Source organism: Bacteroides sp. AF29-11 (assembly GCF_003602895.1).
GTDB classification, from domain to species: domain Bacteria; phylum Bacteroidota; class Bacteroidia; order Bacteroidales; family Bacteroidaceae; genus Bacteroides; species Bacteroides uniformis.
The window spans coordinates 130,150-147,594 of the sequence record NZ_QTLY01000001.1 but is presented as its reverse complement, the minus strand read 5'-3'; the positions used below and the strand labels follow the sequence as shown (position 1 = coordinate 147,594).

Here is a 17,445-nt window from a genome sequence, read left to right as displayed (position 1 = left end):
AAAACACAAAAACTTTTGAGAGAAAATGAGTTATCTCTTGGTTTATTTGAAAAAAGTATCTATTTTTGCAGCCCGAATTCGTGAGAATAATAACATAAAACAAGATACAGTAATGAAAAGAACATTTCAACCCTCGAACAGAAAGAGAAAGAACAAACACGGTTTCCGTGAGAGAATGGCTACAGCAAACGGCCGCAGAGTATTGGCAGCACGTCGTGCTAAAGGCAGAAAGAAACTGACTGTTTCTGACGAATACAACGGAGTAAAGGCATAATAGTCGTTCTCGTTCGTATTAAAGAAATAAGGGAGCTGCAAAAGACTGATTCTGGTCTTTTGCAGCTTTTCTTATGTATTGTGCCCGCTTCTCCGGAAAAAACTATTGCCAACTCCGTGTACTATGTGGTGAAAATTGTATCTTTGTCCCAAATAATGCATTATCGATTATGACAATAAAAGATTTTTTCTCTTTCCGGCAGAACCGGTTCTTCTGGGCGAACATCCTTGCGATGGCCGTTGTGGTAGTGGGATTGCTGTTCGGAGTGCTGAAAGGACTGGATATATATACCCGCCACGGCGAGGCTGTGATAGTGCCCGATGTGAAGGGTATGGGAGTGGAGGAAGCCGAGAAAATGTTCCGTAACCGCGGCTTGGTCTGCATCGTTTCGGATTCCAGTTATGTCAAGACTCTTCCTGCCGGCTGCATCCTCGAATATAATCCGGCAGCCGGACAAAAGGTAAAGGAAGGACGTACCATCTATCTTACAATCAATACGATTGAAGTCCCTCTGCACATAGTGCCCGATGTGGCGGACAACAGTTCGCTGCGGCAGGCGGAAGCGCGTATTCTGGCTTCGGGCTTCAAGCTGGCCGAGATACAGTATATTCCGGGTGAGAAGGACTGGGTGTATGGCGTGAAGTATAAGGGGCGTCAGCTTTCCATCGGCGAGAAAGTGCCCACCGGCGCAGTGCTGACGCTGATGGTGGGAGATGGAGGCGCCTTGAAGGCAGACTCCCTGGGAGTGGATGCCGTGGGAGGTACCGTTGAACCCGTGTTGTCCGAAGACTCTGCGGCAGATGAGTCCTGGTTCTGATAAACATCTGACTCCAATCGTAAATTGTAAATAGTCAAATTGTAAATGCCGTGATGATAGAAGAATTGCCGGATGATATAGATAATGATGAGCTGGACGACGTAGAGTCGGTGGGTGACGAGGCGCAACTCTATGAACACTTCCGTGTGGTGGTGGACAAGGGGCAGGAGATGGTGCGGGTGGACAAGTATCTGTTCGACCGCTTGACGAACTCCTCGCGTAATCGCATCCAGAAGGCTGCCGATGCAGGCTTCGTGATGGCGAACGGCAAGGCTGTGAAAAGCAGCTATAAGGTGAAGCCGATGGATGTAATCACTGTGATGATGGACCGTCCACGCTATGAGAATGAAGTCATCCCCGAAGACATCCCCCTTGATATAGTATATGAGGACAAGTATCTGATGGTAGTGAACAAACCTGCCGGTCTGGTGGTGCACCCCGGTCATGGCAACTATCACGGTACGCTTGTCAACGCCATAGCCTGGCATATGAAGGATAATCCCGATTATGATGCCAATGACCCGCATGTGGGACTGGTGCACCGCATCGACAAGGACACCTCCGGCCTGCTGGTGATAGCCAAGACTCCGGATGCCAAGACGAATCTCGGCAACCAGTTCTTCAACAAGACGACAAAACGCCGTTACCGGGCGCTGGTCTGGGGAAATGTAGAGCAGGATGAAGGGACCGTTGTCGGCAATATCGGTCGTAATCCCAGAGACCGCATGCAGATGACCGTCCTCCCCGACGACCAGGGAAAGCATGCCGTCACCCATTACCGGGTGCTCGAACGTTTGGGATACGTCACACTGGTGGAATGTATCCTTGAAACGGGACGCACCCATCAAATCCGTGTGCACATGAAGCACATCGGACACATACTTTTCAACGACGAACGTTACGGTGGACACGAAATCCTGAAAGGAACCCACTTCGCTAAATACAAACAATTTGTAAACAACTGCTTCGACACTTGTCCGCGGCAGGCATTGCATGCCATGACGCTGGGGTTTGTGCATCCCGTCACCGGAGAAGAAATGTACTTCACTTCGGAATTGCCCGATGACATGACCCGGCTGATAGACAAATGGAGAGGCTATATCAGTAACAGAGAATTAGAATGAAACGCACGATTGCTATTGTAGCCGGAGGAGATACCTCCGAATTCCACGTCTCCCTGCGTAGTGCACAGGGGATTTACTCCTTCATCGACAAGGAGAAGTATACCTTATATATTGTAGAAATGCACGGACTGGACTGGCATGTACAGCTGCCCGACGGCGCTAAGACTCCGGTAGACCGCAATGACTTCAGCTTCGTGCTGGATGGCGAGAAAGTGACATTCGACTTTGCCTATATCACCATCCACGGAACTCCGGGTGAGGACGGCCGTCTGCAGGGCTATTTTGATATGCTCCACATCCCTTATTCGTGTTGCGGAGTACTGGCAGCGTCGCTCACGTACGATAAGTTTGCCTGCAACCAGTATCTGAAAGGTTTCGGTGTGCGCATTGCCGAATCGTTGTTGCTGCGCGGCGGACAGTCGGTAACGGATGAAGATGTGATGGAGAAAATCGGTCTGCCTTGCTTCATTAAGCCCAGCTTGGGAGGTTCCAGCTTCGGCGTGACCAAGGTGACGGCGAAAGAGCAGATACAACCTGCCATAGCCAAGGCATTTGCGGAAGCGCAGGAAGTACTGGTGGAGGCCTTTATGGACGGAACCGAGATTACCTGCGGCTGTTACAAAACAAAAGACAAGTCCGTAGTGTTCCCCATTACGGAGGTGGTGAGCCACAACGAGTACTTCGATTATGAAGCTAAGTATAATGGTGCGTCTGACGAGATTACTCCCGCCCGCATCTCGGACGATTTGACCCGCCGGGTGCAGACGCTGACTTCTGCCATTTATGATATACTCGGGGCCTACGGCATTATCCGTGTGGACTATATCATTACCGAAGGGGAAAAAATCAATCTGCTGGAGGTGAATACCACCCCCGGAATGACTGCCACCAGCTTTATTCCCCAGCAGGTTCGTGCTGCCGGAATGGAGATGAAGGATGTAATGACAGATATTATAGAAAACAAGTTTAAGGATTAATCATTATTCATTATGAATGCGAACGTGGAATTTGATGAAATCCGTCCTTATCATGATGAGGAACTTCCTCAAGTCTATGAGGAACTGATTGCCGATGCGGCGTTCCGGCAGGCAGTGGATACTGTGATGCCTGGTGTACCTTTTGAAGTCTGGTCGCAGAAAATGCGCGCGTGTAAAACCAAGCTGGAATTTCAGAAGACCTTCTGCTATGGGCTTCTGTGGAAATTGGCGAAGGAGGTTACGGATGGATTGACTTTGGACCATACCGCGTTGCCGGCAGACAAGTCGGCGGCGTATACCTATATCTCCAATCATCGCGACATTATTCTCGATTCCGGTTTCTTGTCCATTCTTTTGGTAGACCAGGGTATGGATACGGTAGAGATAGCCATTGGCGACAACCTGCTTGTCTATCCGTGGATTAAGAAATTCGTGCGTGTCAACAAGTCCTTCATCGTGCTGCGTGCGTTGACCATGCGCCAGATGCTGGAGGCTTCCGCACGCATGTCCCGCTATATGCATTATACCATCAGTGAGAAGAAACAGTCTATCTGGATTGCACAACGTGAAGGGCGTGCCAAGGATTCCAACGACCGCACGCAGGACAGTGTGCTGAAGATGCTGGCAATAGGCGGTGAAGGCGACGTCATTGACCGCTTAATGGAAATGAATATAGCTCCGCTTGCCATTTCCTATGAATACGACCCTTGCGACTTCCTGAAAGCGCAGGAGTTCCAACTGAAACGGGACATTGAAGGCTATAAGAAAACGACGGCTGACGACTTGCTGAATATGCAGACCGGACTGTTCGGCTATAAAGGGCGGGTACATTTCCAGACGGGTGCCTGCATGAATGATGAATTGGCGAAGATGGACCGTTCACTTCCGAAGCCCGAACTCTTTGCACGCATGTCTGCACTGATAGACAAACGCATTCATGCCAGCTACCGGATGTATCCCAATAATTATGTGGCACACGACCTTCTCGAGGGGAAGGAGGATTTTTCCGACCATTACACTGCCGAGGATAAGCAGCGCTTCACGGCCTATATAGAACAACAGTTGGAGCGTATCTCCATTCCTAATAAGGACGTGGACTTTCTGCGCGGAAAAATGCTGCTGATGTATGCCAACCCGTTGAAGAATTATCTGGCGGCTATAAAAGAATGAATACATGAAGAAGTACTGTGATTGGTGGCTTTTGCCTTTGTTGGCCTGTCTGTTGGCTGGTTGTGGCGATGATGATTATCATTATCCTTCCGTGAAGTTGGAATTCTTGACTGCCTTTTCGGGGGCTGACGGCTATCTGCGGTCTGTTGTGACGGATGAAGGGGAAACCTTGCCGGTAGTGGAGGACAAGACAAAGACGAACATAGAGGCAAACGCTTCGGTACGTGTCATCAGTAATTATGCTTCGGAGGTAACTGCCGATGGAACTGCCGGTGCGGTGCTGTATGCCTTGAGCGGTGTTCTTTCTGTCGTTCCCCAAACGGCCGACAAGTTCGAGGAGGGCGTCAAGACAGACCCTACTGATGTGCTGGGTATCTGGATGGGACTCGACTATCTCAATATGACACTGATAGTCAAGGAGAATGGTGAACATAAGTTCCATTTTGTTGAGGATGAAGTGATTGTGGATACTGCTACCGGGTGTAGTGAAGTATATCTGACGCTGTATCATGACGCAAAGGAGGAGGTGGTGTCTTATACCAGGCGTGCCTACGCTTCCGTACCTTTGCGGCAGTATGCGGCAGAGGGTATACAGAAGGTTATGGTTCATTTCAGTGTGCACACTTATTCCGGCGACATCAAGACTTACGATTTTGTTTATAACCCTGACTAAAATGAAATATTCGATGAAGACATTGTTCGCGGGCCTTTGCCTCGTTTTTACCACCCTCTTTTCCTGCCAGCAGAAGGAGGGACAGTTCAAGTCTGTTTCGGTAGATGACTTTTCCACATTGATAGCCAATCCGGAGGTGCAGCTTCTGGATGTGCGTACTGTTGCCGAATACTCGGAAGGACACGTGCCCCACAGTATCAATATTAATGTATTGGATGAGTCGTTTGAAACGATGGCCGACTCCACTCTGCAGAAGGACAAACCGGTTGCAGTATATTGTCGTAGTGGTAAGCGTAGTAAAAAGGCCGCTGCCATACTGAGCAAAAAAGGATATATAATCTATGACCTTGACAAAGGTTTCATCGGTTGGGAAGAAGCGGGCAAAGAAGTGGAAAAGTAATAGCGGTGTAGCTGAAATGCATTTGCTATAATTTCTTTTTAGGCGAGGATTACGCGGATTCCACGGAAAAAATTTAAGAAAAGAATCCGCGTTTTCCGCGTAATCCGCGCCTAAAAAGAATAAAGTAGTCTTGTCCTCTGGTTAGAGGCTTTCAAGCAGTCTCTTTAGCACCACTGTTGCTGAAATCTCCCGGTTGGCCGCTTCGGGGATTACGATGGACTGCGGGCTTTCTATCACATCATCCGTCACAATCATGTTGCGTCGAACCGGCAGGCAGTGCATGAAGTAGGCATTGTTGGTAACGGCCATCTGGCGCTCGCCTACTGTCCAGGTGCGGTCTTTGCTCAATATTTGTCCGTAGTTGTCGCCTGTATAGGCCGCCCAGTTCTTGGCATAGACAAAATCGGCTCCTTCAAAAGCTTTCATCTGGTCATATTCTACGCGGGCATTTCCTACGAACTTGGGGTCGAGTTCATAACCTTCGGGATGTGTAATCACAAAGTCATAATCAGTTGCATTCATCCATTCGGCAAAGGAGTTGGGGACAGCCTGGGGCAATGGACGCGGATGTGGAGCCCATGTCATCACTACTTTGGGGCGTGCCGTCTTCTTATATTCCTCAATGGTTATCAGGTCGGCAAAACTCTGCAGCGGATGGCGTGTGGCAGCCTCCATGGAGAATACCGGCCGGCCGGAATGCTTGATGAACTGCTCCAGTATCACTTCGTTGTAATCGTCTTCCTTATTTTCGAAGCGTGCAAAAGAACGTACGCCGATGACGTCGCAATAGCAGCCCATCACGGGAATGGCTTCCAGTAAGTGTTCCGGTTTGTCACCGTCCATGATGACGCCACGCTCTGTCTCCAGTTTCCAGGCTCCCTGGTTGATGTCCAGTACAATTACGTTCATGCCCAGATTCAATGCGGCCTTTTGTGTGCTGAGGCGGGTGCGCAGGCTGGAGTTGAAGAAAATCATCATCAGCGTTTTGTTACGTCCCAGTTCCACATATTTGAAACGGTCTTTTTTAATCTCGAATGCTTCGTCCAGTGCAGACTTCAGGTTGCCGATGTCCTGCACGCAAGTAAAGTTCTTCATATTTACAGTCTTTTTAGTGTATCTATATCTTTGTTATTCGGCTGTCAAGGTCTGGTCTGTCCGGAACCTTCGACAATCCATTTGTATGTGGTGATTTCTTCCAGAGCCATCGGACCGCGGGCGTGCAGCTTCTGTGTGCTGATGCCGATCTCGGCACCGAGTCCGAATTGTGCGCCGTCGGTGAAAGAGGTCGGTGCATTGACGTATACGCAAGCGGCGTCCACTTCCCGGCAGAACCATTCGGCACGTGTCTTGTCGTCCGTAATGATGCATTCGCTATGTTTGGAACCGTACTTCCGGATATGTGCCAATGCTTCCTGGAAAGAATTCACGGTTTTAATGGCCATCTTGTAGTCCAGGAACTCTCTGCCGTAGCAGTCTTCAGTGGCAAGTCTCAACAGTTCGGCGGGATATTTGCCATGCAAACTGTGGTAGGCGGGTTCATCGGCAAATATCTCTACATTGCTTGATTGCAGCGGCAGGCATAGGTCGGGCAAATTAGCCAGGCTGTCGGCTTCGATAATCAGGCAATCCAAAGCGTTGCATACACTGACCCGGCGTGTCTTTGCATTGGCAATGATAGATGGACCTATGCTTATATCGCCATAGCGGTCGAAGAACGTATGGCATACGCCGGCACCTGTCTCTATAACCGGTACTGTGGCATTCTGGCGTACGAAGTTTATCAGGCTGCTGCTGCCGCGCGGAATTATCAAATCTACATAATCGTTGGCATGCAGTAGTTCGGCAGTCGCCTCTCTGTCGGCAGGAAGCAGTTCCACGATATGTGTATCTACGTTGAAATGCTCCAATACCTCGTGTATCACGCTGATTATGGCACGGTTGGAATAGTCTGCATCGCTTCCGCCTTTCAGAATACAGGCATTGCCGCTTTTAAGGCAGAGTGAGAATACATCGAAACTGACGTTGGGACGGGCTTCGTAGATAATGCCTATGACACCGAAAGGTACACTGACCCTTTTTATCTTCAATCCGTTGGGTAATACGTTCTCTTTAAGGACTTTTCTCAAAGGAGAAGGGAGGGCGGCTACGTTGCGGATGTCCGCAGCGATGTCCTGCAAACGGCTTTTTGTCAGTTTTAGGCGGTCGTATTTAGGGTCGGTAGAAGGCATACGCTCCAAATCCTTCTGGTTTTCACTCAGAATGAAGTCTGTTTTGTTTATGGCAGCGTCTGCAACAGCCAGTAATATTTGGTTGATTTCTTTGTCGCTCAACGCTAGCATGTTACGGCTGGCATCTTGTACGGCGACAAAAGTTTTGTTTAAGTTCATTTTCTTACTGAGTATAGAGTGATAAATATGCAAGTATGAATATCGTGGATAGTATCCGTCTGTGGCCTATTCTATATATAGGTAGTCGTAGTGCACTACGGGTTTCTTTCCATGTTTTCCCATTGTTTCCCGTGCCTGGCTGGAGTCACAGTTGGCTTTTCCCACACCGATGGGTTTACCGCCGAAGTCGATAATCCGTACGATGTCGTCCTTCTCGAACTCGCCTATAACGTCAGTGATGCCTACCGGTAGGATGCTTACTGCTTTGTCCGAGAAGAGCAGTTCGGTGGCACAATGATTGATGTGCAGTTCGCCTTTGGCAAACCCTTCGCTGTGCGCAATCCATTTCTTGATGCTCGATACCGGTTCCGGAGACGGAATGAAACGGGTATAGTTTAATTCTTCATTATTCATTATTTTCACGAGGATGTTGTCCCGCTTCCCGTTGGCTATGATTACTGTGATGCCCTCATCCGCCACTTTGCGGGCAATGTTGGTTTTTGTCAGCATGCCGCCGCGTCCGAAGCTGGATTTGGAAGTTTGTATGTAGGAGGAGAGGTCTTTGCCTTGTTCTATTTCACGGATGACTTGAGACTCCGGGTCGGCGGGTGAACCGTTGTAGATACCGTCTATATTGCTGAGAATGATTAGTGCCTGGGCATCCATCATGGAGGCTATCAGGCCGGACAGCTCATCGTTGTCGGTGAACATCAGTTCACTTACGGAGATGGTGTCGTTCTCATTGACAATAGGAATGACGCCGTTCTCCAGCATTACGGTCATACAGTTTTTCTGGTTGAGGTAATGGCGGCGGGTGGAAAAGTTCTCTTTCATTGTGAGCACTTGTCCCACGGGGATGCCATGCTCTCGGAACAGCTCGTAGTAGCGGTTGATGAGTTTGGCCTGCCCTACAGCGGAAAAGAGCTGGCGCTGGTCTACGCTGTCCAACTTCTTGGTGGGGTGCACTTCACTACGTCCCGAAGCAACGGCTCCGGAAGAAACAAGTATTATTTCTATGCCGGCCTTGTGCAGCTCGGCTATCTGGTCCACCAAAGCGGACATGCGGGTGACGTCGAGAGTGCCGTCACGACGTGTTAAAACATTGCTGCCTACCTTGACAGCAATTCTATTGAAATCAATCTCCATTTTCTCTCTTTTCGTATTCACGGACTACTTCCATGGCGGCTTCGTAGTCCTTCTCATTGACGAGAACGGAAACATCTACCGCAGTGGCAGGCAGTACAACGTTTACTACCATTCCGTCTTTTGTTACAGCTTCAATATCACTATTTCCCAGCAGGCTCTTTACGAGTTCTGCTTCCCACGGTGAACCGGTGAACACCTCAACGAGTTTGCTTTTGTCTTCTTCTTTCATGATGGTATGAATTTAGAGGTTTCTGTCTTACAAATATAACAAATGTTTTTGTTTTAATGTTTAATGCTGACGAATTTATAGTTCAATCCTCTCAACTCTTATCGATTCATTCAGGAAAGTAGAAGCCGATTCTGTGAATTTCTCCTCCGATTCCGTGGTGCGGTAGACGCATCTTCCACCTTTGGTACATTTTTTGTCCATTTCCGGATGGCGGTGAAGATAGTCTTTCAGACTGTCTGCCACCAGTTCCCCTTGGGTGACGGTCGTGATGCCGTCGGGCATGTATTGCTGTATCTTGGGCAGCAGCAGCGGGAAGTGCGTGCAGCCTAGAATGACGGTATCTATCTGTGTGTCTTTGGCCAGCAGGTTGCCGATGTTCTTGCGTATGAAGTAGTCGGTACCCTCACCTTGTGCCTCGTTGTTTTCTACGAGGGATACCCATAGAGGGCAGGCTTCACCGCTCACTTTGATGTCGGGGAAGAGTTTATGCACTTCCAGCGGATAGGATTCAGACTTGATGGTTCCTGCTGTGGCAAGCACTCCCACATGGCGGCTTTGGGTTATGTTCCCTATGCATTCTACGGTTGGGCGGATTACTCCCAACACACGACGCATTGGGTCGAGGCGGGGCAAATCATTCATTTGTATGTTGCGCAGGGCTTTTGCCGAAGCTGTATTGCATGCCAGGATGACGAGATGGCATCCCATCTCGAACAGTTTGGTGACTGCCTGCAAGGTGAACTCATAGACAATCTCGAATGAGCGGGTCCCGTAAGGCGCACGTGCGTTGTCGCCCAGGTAAATGTAGTCATATTGGGGAAGGACTTCCCGTATCTTGCTTAGGATGGTCAGTCCGCCATATCCGGAATCGAATATTCCGATGGGACCGGCTGCAGAAGGTAATGTCTGTTTCATGCGTTCTAAAGGCTATGTACCATGCAAAGATAATTCAAATTTCTCAGTAATGTATAAAAAATAAGCGCGGATAAAACTATCCGCGCTTGCTTTATCATAAATAATTCTATTATTTAATGCCCAATTGCGTTTTGACTTTGGCAGTTACATCAACGCTCTGTGCTCCTACGAATGGTATCGGGGTACGGGCTAAGTCGAAAATGTAGACAACACCTTCAGTTTTGCCGACAGCTTGGATGGCTTCGTCCAGTTTCTTATAGATGGGAGCCATAGCATCTTGCTGTGCTTTCTGCATACTTTGATAAGCTTCTTGTTGGAACTGTTCCTGACGTTGAGCCATATCCTGCAGCTCTTTCTGACGTCTTTCTGCAATGTTTTTCGGCAGAGAGTCGGCTTGTGCCAGGAATTCTTGGTACTTCTTTTGGAATTCTTCGTTGGTACGCTGCATTTCATCCTGGTATTTTTTAGACATGGCGTCCAAGTCAGCTTGGGCTTTGGTAAATTCAGGCATAACAGCGATTACATCTTGAGAATTCATGTGAGCGAATTTAGCTTGCGCCATAGCTCCCAGCGGGAGGGCGAACATAACTACGAGTAGTGCGATTTTTTTAAGCATAATGTTTATTATTTATTTGAATGATTATTCGTTGGGGGCAAATATAGCGCAAACTGAACGCAATACAAAATAAGCAAGCTTATTTTTAATCTTGAATGCAGTCTATATTCTGAAACAAATGTATGAAATTAATTTGAATATCCCAGTTTTGCAAGTACTTCATTGCTGACGTCAATACTTGGCGAGGCAAAAATGATACTTGATGCGGAAGCACGGTCTACAACTACCGCATATCCGTTCTGTGTAGCAATTTCCTTTACAGCATTGTATATTTCATCTTGAATGGGTTGCATCAGACTTTCACGTTTTTTATACAGTTCGCCTTCCGGACCGAAGTATTTGCGGCGCAGCTCGGCTGCCGATTTCTCTTTAGCGACAATCTCTTCTTCCTTTTTGCCTCTCTGTGTTTCAGAAAGGGAAGCAATCTGAGACTGATAGTTCTTGTACAGAGTCTTGGCTTCTTCGGAAATCTTTTCGACTTCACTCTGCCATTGTCTGGAGGCTTGTTCCAGTTGTTCATTGGCACGTTCGTAAGCAGGAATATTTTTCAGGATATATTCCATGTCAATCAAGGCGAACTTCTGTGCACCGGCTGTTATACTTACTGCAAACAGCGTAAAAAGGATCAATAAACTCTTCTTCATAACGATATTTATTTAATTGACGATGGATAATTGTCTATCGTCCATTGCTTAGAATTCTTGTCCCAGGATGAAGTGGAACTGGCTACCGCCATATTGCGAGGAACCCATTATTTTGTCGAAACCGTAAGCCCAGTCAATCCCCATCATACCAATCATCGGGAGGAAGATACGGACACCGACACCGGCTGAACGTTTCAACTCGAACGGGTTGAACTTATTGACATCATGCCATGCATTACCGGCTTCCACAAACGTTAACGCATAAATGCTGGTACTTGTTTCGAGCATCAAAGGATATCTTAATTCCAGTCCGAGACGTGTATAGGCATAACCTTCAGAACCGTATGGAGTCAATGAACTGTTCTCATAACCACGGAGGGCGATACTTTCTGTAGCATAGCTGGAGTAGCCGGTCATACCGTCACCACCCACGTCAAACGTTTCGAACGGAGACTTTTTGTATTTGTTGTAGTGTCCCAGCAAACCGAATTCTACACGTCCCATCAGCACCGGAGTACGTTTGACGGTAATCGGGTCCATCAACGGGATGTAGACTTTGGATTTGAATTTCCACTTGTGGTATTCAATCCACTTGTGCATCTTGTTCATGTCTTCCTGGCTGCTGGTGCTGTACTTGCTGTAATCGGTACCGTCGAACAGAGAGAAAGGCGGTGTGATTTGTGCAGACAACGAGAACTCGGAACCTTGGCGCGGATAAATCGGGTTGTCGATAGAGCTACGGGACAAGGTCAGGTTGAGGCTGAGGTTATTACACTTACCGTTGGTAACCGGGAAGTACTGCCAGTCACTCAGAACATAGCGTTGGTAAGACAACTCGGCTGTGAACTGGAAGTAGTCATCCGGCCACTTCAAACGCTTACCGAACATCACTGCAAGACCATACATCTGGATAGATTTGTCCGGGTCGTAATAATTCTCGTAGTTGTTGTAATTGCCGTAGTTGTACATACCGTAGCCATACATACCGCTATAATAGCTGTTGTAATAGCTGTTCATGTAGGCTGAATTGTAATAACGGCTACTGATGTCGGTCTGGCGGGAATAGAAAGCCGATACGGAGAATGCATTCGGGCGTTTACCGCCAAACCACGGGTCGTAGAATGAAACGCTGTATGACTGATAGTATTTGGCATTGGTCTGGCCGCTGATGGTCAATGTCTGACCATCGCCTTGCGGGAGGATACCGCGGTAGTTCTCACCCGGATGCAGCAGGTTGGACAGAGAGAAGTTGGTGAACTTCAGACTTAACTTACCGATAATACCCGTTTGTCCCCAACCGGCGGAGAACTCTACCTGGTCGTTGGCTTTGGATACAAGGTCATAACCGATGTCTACCGTGCCGTCTTCCGGTCTCGGCTGGATGTCGGGCTGGATTTGTTCGGGGTCGAAGTGTCCCATCTGCTGGATTTCACGCATGGAACGCATCAGGTCTTCACGGCTGAAGAGTTCGCCCGGACGGGTACGGAGTTCACGGCGTACTACGTTTTCATACAAACGGTCGTTACCGTTGATGCTGACTTTATTGATGGTAGCCTGGCGACCTTCGTAGATACGCATTTCCAGGTCGATGGAGTCGCCCACGATGTTTACTTCCACCGGTTCGAGGCTGTAGAACAGATAACCGTTGTTGTAGTAAAGGTTACCGATGGCATCGTCATCGGTCATTGTACGCTCTTCAAGTAACTTTTGGTTGTAGACATCACCCTTCTTCATCTGGAGGAGGAAGTTCAGTTGTTCGGAAGGATACAGTGTGTTACCTACCCAGGTTACATTGCGGAGATAGTATTTCTGTCCTTCCTCAATCTGCATGAAGATGTCTACCGTGCGGTCATCGTAGGGCTTGATACTGTCTGTCACGATGATGGCGTCACGATAACCCAGTTCGTTGTATTTGTCGATAATCAGCTGTTTGTCCGCTTCGTAGTTGTCCTCAATGAATTTCTTGGTGCGGAACAGATTGAGCAGCTTGCCCTTTTCGTTTGTTTTCTTCATCACACGCTTCAGCTTCTTGGTCGTGAGGGCCTCGTTGCCTACAATGGTGATTTGATGTACTTTCACTTTCTCCTTCTTGTCGATGTCGATGTTGACAATCACTTCATTCTTCTTTTCCGGATCATCACGTTGGGTGATGATTACATCTGCATTCTTGAAGCCCTTGTCGTCAAAATAGCGCTTTATCAAGGTCTTGGCGCGGTCCACCAGATTAGGTGTAATCTGACCGCCCTTTATCATGCCGATTCTGCTTTCCAGGTCTTCACGCTCTGACTTCTTCACACCGTTGTAGCGTATGTCGGAAACACGCGGACGCATGGTCAGATGAATGGTCAGCCAAATTTGGTCGCCTTCAATCTTGTCTGCTGTAATTTCCACGTCAGAGAACAGACCGTGGCGCCAGTAGCGCTTACAAGCTTGTGTAATCTCGTCACCCGGCACGGTGATAGTCTGCCCTTTGGATAGTCCGGACAATCCGACAATTACATAATCCTCATAGTTCTGGGCTCCTTCGACCTTAATGTCGGCTATTTCATACTTCTTGGGTGTTCCCGAATAGAGTATAACCGGCTTTTCGGTTTCATCGGTGTTGTTTACGTCCTGTGCTGCTGTTGTCAGTGCGCAGCCGAAAAGGCAGACAAACGTTACGAGTATGGAGAAAATACGATAGTGCATCTTTTTATTTACTATTTTACAATTTACTATTTACTATTTGTGTGTCCGGTGATTAATTGATTTGCTCGCTGGTCTTGCCGAACCTGCGTTCGCGTTTCTGATAGTCACATATGGCTTTGCGTAATTCTTCTTCACGGAAGTCGGGCCAATAGGTATCACAGAAATAAAGTTCCGAATAGGCGCATTGCCAGAGCATGTAGTTACTAAGGCGGAGCTCTCCTCCGGTACGTATCAGCAGGTCGGGGTCGGGCATGAAGTGGGTTGTCAGATGACGGGATATGAGCTCACTGTCGATTTGTTCGGGTTTCAGCTCACCTTTCTGTACCAGGTCGGCTATTTGCCGGGCAGCTTCCGTTATTTCCCAGCGGGAAGAGTAGCTCAATGCCAGTACCAGGCACATTCCCGTGTTGTGGGAGGTGTGTGCCACGCAAGTGTTGAGCCGTTGCTGTACGTTGGCAGGCAGTTTTTCAATATCTCCTATTACCCGGAAACTGATATTGTTCTTCATGAACGTCTCTTCCTCTATGGAGTCGAAGAGCAATCCCATCAAGGCGGCTACCTCGTCCGACGGACGATTCCAGTTCTCGGTAGAGAACGTATATAAAGTAAGGTATCTGACTCCTAATTTAGCGGCTTCCTCTGCAATGACGTGCACAGTCTCTGCGCCGGCCTGATGTCCATAGCTGCGTTCGTGTCCACGCTGCTTGGCCCACCGTCCGTTACCGTCCATGATAATCGCCACGTGCTGGGGTATCCGGTTTAGATCGATTTCTTCCTTATATGACATCATTATTATTGTATTTCGAAGCCCAATCTGTTAAGACGTCCGCGCCATACTTCATTCTTGGTGCCGTTACCGCCGAATATCACCCAAATGAAGTCCCGTTTGTCTGCCGGGGCCACAGTTTTGTCTTTCGTCGGTTCCACTATAATGGAGTACGCGCCTTTCCCTTTGAATTCCTGGGGTAGCAGGAACTTGGTTTCTGTCTTGCTCCACGCAATGCCTGTGATGGAGTTGTAGATGGCGTCAAGTTCTCCTCCAAAGCAATAGAACATGTCGCCATAGTACATAATGGCAGGGTTGACCATGCCGGGACAAGATGTGTCGTACACCGTGTTAGCCAGGCTTGCCCAGCCTTTGCCGTCCAATGAGAACCAGGGTATTGTCTCTTGTTCGTTGGCCAGCGGCATTCCTGCCAGAACCACCTTCTCTACACCATTGCCGGTGTTGGTCTGGGTGGTGGATATGTTTTCGGTAGGGAATCCTGCCGGGACTTCCTCAAGGGTAAGGTTGTCAGCCGTGTTTTCCGCTTCCCAATTCTTTCCGTCTTTACAGATGTTGAAATATTGCTTTCCGTTGATTTCCACAATACCCGAGAGCCGGTCGGAGAAACCATTGATGAGGACTATGACATTGTCTCCCAATGTAGTGACTTCTGTCCAGGCGCCGCCGTTGGTAGAGCTGAATACTCTTTTGCTTTCTGTAACCATATAAAGCGCATTGTTATACTCTACGGCAGATGTCAGCTTTACGTCTGAGGGGAGGTTGCTGACATTGACTTTACTCCAGTTGTATTTATCGGGCGCAGTCGATGTCTTGTAAGCAGTACTGTTGGAAGTGTAGACAAATAGTTCGTCTCCCAGTACAACCGCTTTTTGCTGACCTAAATTGATGGTATTGGAGAATATATTCCCCCTTTTCTGCATGTCTGTCCATACGAGTGAGTCCGGGTCTTGCAGGTGTACATTAACTTTCAATTTATATTCGCGGACTGTAACACCGTCGGCGGCATGTGCTTTGAACAGCATGCCGGCATCGTTATTCATGGCGGGTCTCAAATCCACGGAGTCCGACATGACGAATACCGTGTCGGTAGGCGAGCCTGAAGTTATCCTACCGGTAACGGTCATAGTATCAATCAGAATACGGTCAATGATGGTATCTGAACCTACGGGCAATGAATCTCTGTTATAGATGAGTCTATTGAGCTGGTCAATTGTAAATTTGTAATGTTTGCCATGTATGGTATCGATACCAAAAGCATGTATAGTAGCATCGGAGCTGAATTCATAATTGTCGTCAGAGTCAAGGCATGAACTTAGAGCAAATGACACAATAAGAAAACTCACAATTACTGATAGAAACTTTATTCTCATTTTGAAAGTTAGTGTTTATTTACAAGTTGCAAAAATAGGAACATTTTTTTCTATAAACAGCTTTACGGGGAAGTTTTATATAAAATTATAGATAATATCCCCCTTTTTCTCGATAAAAAAGCCCTGAAATGAGGCTATTGACTGTTTCTTGAGGCCGTATAATGGCGAAAACTCCTGCCGAAAGAATACTCTGTTGCAAATGGATATCCGTCACTGATTTCGGGTGCTTTGACGCCGGAATGAAGAAGGTGCGGAGCTTCTTCCACAAAGATTTCGTCCCACAATCCGGCATCAATGAAGGATTGGAGCGTTTGGCTGCCACCCTCTACCAAAAGGGATTGTAATCCGCGTGTATACAGCATTTCCATGATTTCGGGGAGTATATTCTGCCGGTAGTCGCTGACTGGCAGATATTCTACATTCGGTAGCGGAGCGTGCGGGATTTCTGTAAAAACGAGGGTCGGCACGCTACCGTCAAATAGGTGAAGGCTGGGGGATAGCTTTTGTTGCCGGTCCAGCACGATACGTACCGGTGAACGACCATACCAATGGCGGACATTCAGGCCGGGATTGTCCAGTTCAGCCGTACGGGTACCTACTAATATGGCACTGTGCTCTGCCCGTTTCTTGTGTACCAGCATCGAAGTCAGCGGGCTGGAGAGGATAACCGGTTTACCGTCCGTGCGGGAGTAATCGATATATCTGTCAGAAGATTCCGCCCATTTTAGGGTGATGTAGGGGCGTCGCAAAGTATGGAAAGTGATGAACCTGCGGATGAGCTGCCGACATTCTGTTTCCAGCACTCCGACAATAACTTCACGTCCGGCATCCTTCAGTTTCTGTATGCCTCGGCCCGCAACCTTAGAAAAAGGGTCCCGGCACCCGATGACGATGCGTGGAATCTGCTTCTCGATGATGAGGTCTGCACAAGGAGGAGTTTTGCCATAGTGCGAACACGGTTCCAGGCTGACATAGATGGTGGAACGTTTCAGCAGGGACGTGTCTTTCACGGAACGGATGGCGTTGACCTCGGCGTGGGCTTCTCCACAGCGCACATGGTATCCCTCGCCTATGATTTTCCCGTCACATACTATTACCGCTCCCACCATCGGGTTGGGTGCTGTATTGCAAAGTCCGTTTTGTGCCAGTTGGATGCATCGCAGCATATATTTCTCTTCTTCTGAATTCATATCCTTGCTTGTCTTTTGGTTGAATAATCAAAATTAAT

The 17,445-nt window shown here is 48.1% G+C and carries 18 protein-coding genes; 7 read left to right on the top strand and 11 right to left on the bottom strand.

Features of this window, described 5'->3' with window-relative positions:
• Window positions 1–112: 112 nt before the first annotated feature.
• From rpmH to DWZ03_RS00565, 7 genes are all read left to right on the top strand, one after another.
• Window positions 113–274, top strand: coding sequence for a 50S ribosomal protein L34 (gene rpmH / locus DWZ03_RS00595; RefSeq protein ID WP_004292199.1), 162 nt, complete (start codon window positions 113–115; stop codon window positions 272–274).
• A 169-nt stretch (window positions 275–443) separates the two neighbouring features.
• Window positions 444–1,091, top strand: coding sequence for a PASTA domain-containing protein (locus tag DWZ03_RS00590; protein WP_005825170.1), 648 nt, complete (start codon window positions 444–446; stop codon window positions 1,089–1,091).
• Window positions 1,092–1,144: 53 nt separating this feature from the next.
• Window positions 1,145–2,215: an RluA family pseudouridine synthase gene (locus DWZ03_RS00585; protein ID WP_120128440.1), complete on the top strand. Its 1,071-nt coding sequence runs from the start codon at window positions 1,145–1,147 to the stop codon at window positions 2,213–2,215.
• Window positions 2,212–3,192 carry a D-alanine--D-alanine ligase gene (locus DWZ03_RS00580; RefSeq protein ID WP_005825166.1) on the top strand — a complete coding sequence of 327 codons (981 nt, stop codon included), beginning with the start codon at window positions 2,212–2,214 and terminating at the stop codon, window positions 3,190–3,192. The genes DWZ03_RS00585 and DWZ03_RS00580 overlap by 4 nt, the downstream gene beginning before the upstream one ends.
• Before the next feature lie 12 nt (window positions 3,193–3,204).
• Window positions 3,205–4,362 (top strand): hypothetical protein, encoded by a 1,158-nt coding sequence (locus DWZ03_RS00575; protein WP_005834743.1) that lies wholly within the window; start codon window positions 3,205–3,207, stop codon window positions 4,360–4,362.
• Window positions 4,363–4,366: 4 nt separating this feature from the next.
• On the top strand, window positions 4,367–5,035 hold the full coding sequence (locus DWZ03_RS00570; RefSeq protein WP_120128438.1) for a hypothetical protein: 669 nt from the start codon (window positions 4,367–4,369) through the stop codon (window positions 5,033–5,035).
• Window positions 5,036–5,048: 13 nt separating this feature from the next.
• Window positions 5,049–5,435, top strand: coding sequence for a rhodanese-like domain-containing protein (locus DWZ03_RS00565; protein WP_008662859.1), 387 nt, complete (start codon window positions 5,049–5,051; stop codon window positions 5,433–5,435).
• 141 nt (window positions 5,436–5,576) lie between these two features.
• Here DWZ03_RS00565 and DWZ03_RS00560 read toward each other — a convergent pair whose 3' ends face one another.
• The 11 genes from DWZ03_RS00560 to ribD all read right to left on the bottom strand — a co-directional run bounded on the left by DWZ03_RS00560 (window position 5,577) and on the right by ribD (window position 17,407).
• A complete protein-coding gene (locus tag DWZ03_RS00560) occupies window positions 5,577–6,530 on the bottom strand; it encodes an acetylornithine carbamoyltransferase (RefSeq protein WP_005825157.1) in 954 nt (317 codons plus the stop codon).
• Between the two features lie 44 nt (window positions 6,531–6,574).
• Window positions 6,575–7,822 carry a glutamate-5-semialdehyde dehydrogenase gene (locus DWZ03_RS00555; protein ID WP_008662864.1) on the bottom strand — a complete coding sequence of 416 codons (1,248 nt, stop codon included), beginning with the start codon at window positions 7,820–7,822 and terminating at the stop codon, window positions 6,575–6,577.
• Between the two features lie 66 nt (window positions 7,823–7,888).
• Window positions 7,889–8,968, bottom strand: a complete 1,080-nt coding sequence (gene proB / locus DWZ03_RS00550; RefSeq protein ID WP_005825155.1) for a glutamate 5-kinase — start codon at window positions 8,966–8,968, stop codon at window positions 7,889–7,891.
• Window positions 8,958–9,197, bottom strand: coding sequence for a DUF2007-related protein (locus DWZ03_RS00545; protein WP_005825154.1), 240 nt, complete (start codon window positions 9,195–9,197; stop codon window positions 8,958–8,960). The genes proB and DWZ03_RS00545 overlap by 11 nt, the downstream gene beginning before the upstream one ends.
• A 75-nt stretch (window positions 9,198–9,272) precedes the next feature.
• On the bottom strand, window positions 9,273–10,112 hold the full coding sequence (gene murI, locus DWZ03_RS00540; protein ID WP_005834749.1) for a glutamate racemase: 840 nt from the start codon (window positions 10,110–10,112) through the stop codon (window positions 9,273–9,275).
• A 109-nt stretch (window positions 10,113–10,221) separates the two neighbouring features.
• Window positions 10,222–10,728, bottom strand: a complete 507-nt coding sequence (locus DWZ03_RS00535; protein WP_005834750.1) for an OmpH family outer membrane protein — start codon at window positions 10,726–10,728, stop codon at window positions 10,222–10,224.
• Window positions 10,729–10,856: 128 nt separating this feature from the next.
• The gene (locus DWZ03_RS00530) at window positions 10,857–11,372 is read right to left on the bottom strand and encodes an OmpH family outer membrane protein (protein ID WP_005834752.1); all 516 of its coding nucleotides are present in this window, start codon (window positions 11,370–11,372) and stop codon (window positions 10,857–10,859) included.
• Window positions 11,373–11,420: 48 nt separating this feature from the next.
• Window positions 11,421–14,060 carry an outer membrane protein assembly factor BamA gene (gene bamA / locus DWZ03_RS00525; protein WP_005825149.1) on the bottom strand — a complete coding sequence of 880 codons (2,640 nt, stop codon included), beginning with the start codon at window positions 14,058–14,060 and terminating at the stop codon, window positions 11,421–11,423.
• Between the two features lie 52 nt (window positions 14,061–14,112).
• On the bottom strand, window positions 14,113–14,847 hold the full coding sequence (locus tag DWZ03_RS00520) for an isoprenyl transferase (protein ID WP_005834753.1): 735 nt from the start codon (window positions 14,845–14,847) through the stop codon (window positions 14,113–14,115).
• Window positions 14,848–14,852: 5 nt separating this feature from the next.
• Entirely contained in the window at window positions 14,853–16,217 is a 1,365-nt protein-coding gene (locus DWZ03_RS00515; RefSeq protein ID WP_120128436.1) for a DUF6242 domain-containing protein, read from the bottom strand.
• 134 nt (window positions 16,218–16,351) lie between these two features.
• Window positions 16,352–17,407, bottom strand: a complete 1,056-nt coding sequence (gene ribD, locus DWZ03_RS00510; RefSeq protein ID WP_005834757.1) for a bifunctional diaminohydroxyphosphoribosylaminopyrimidine deaminase/5-amino-6-(5-phosphoribosylamino)uracil reductase RibD — start codon at window positions 17,405–17,407, stop codon at window positions 16,352–16,354.
• Between the last annotated feature and the right edge of the window lie 38 nt (window positions 17,408–17,445).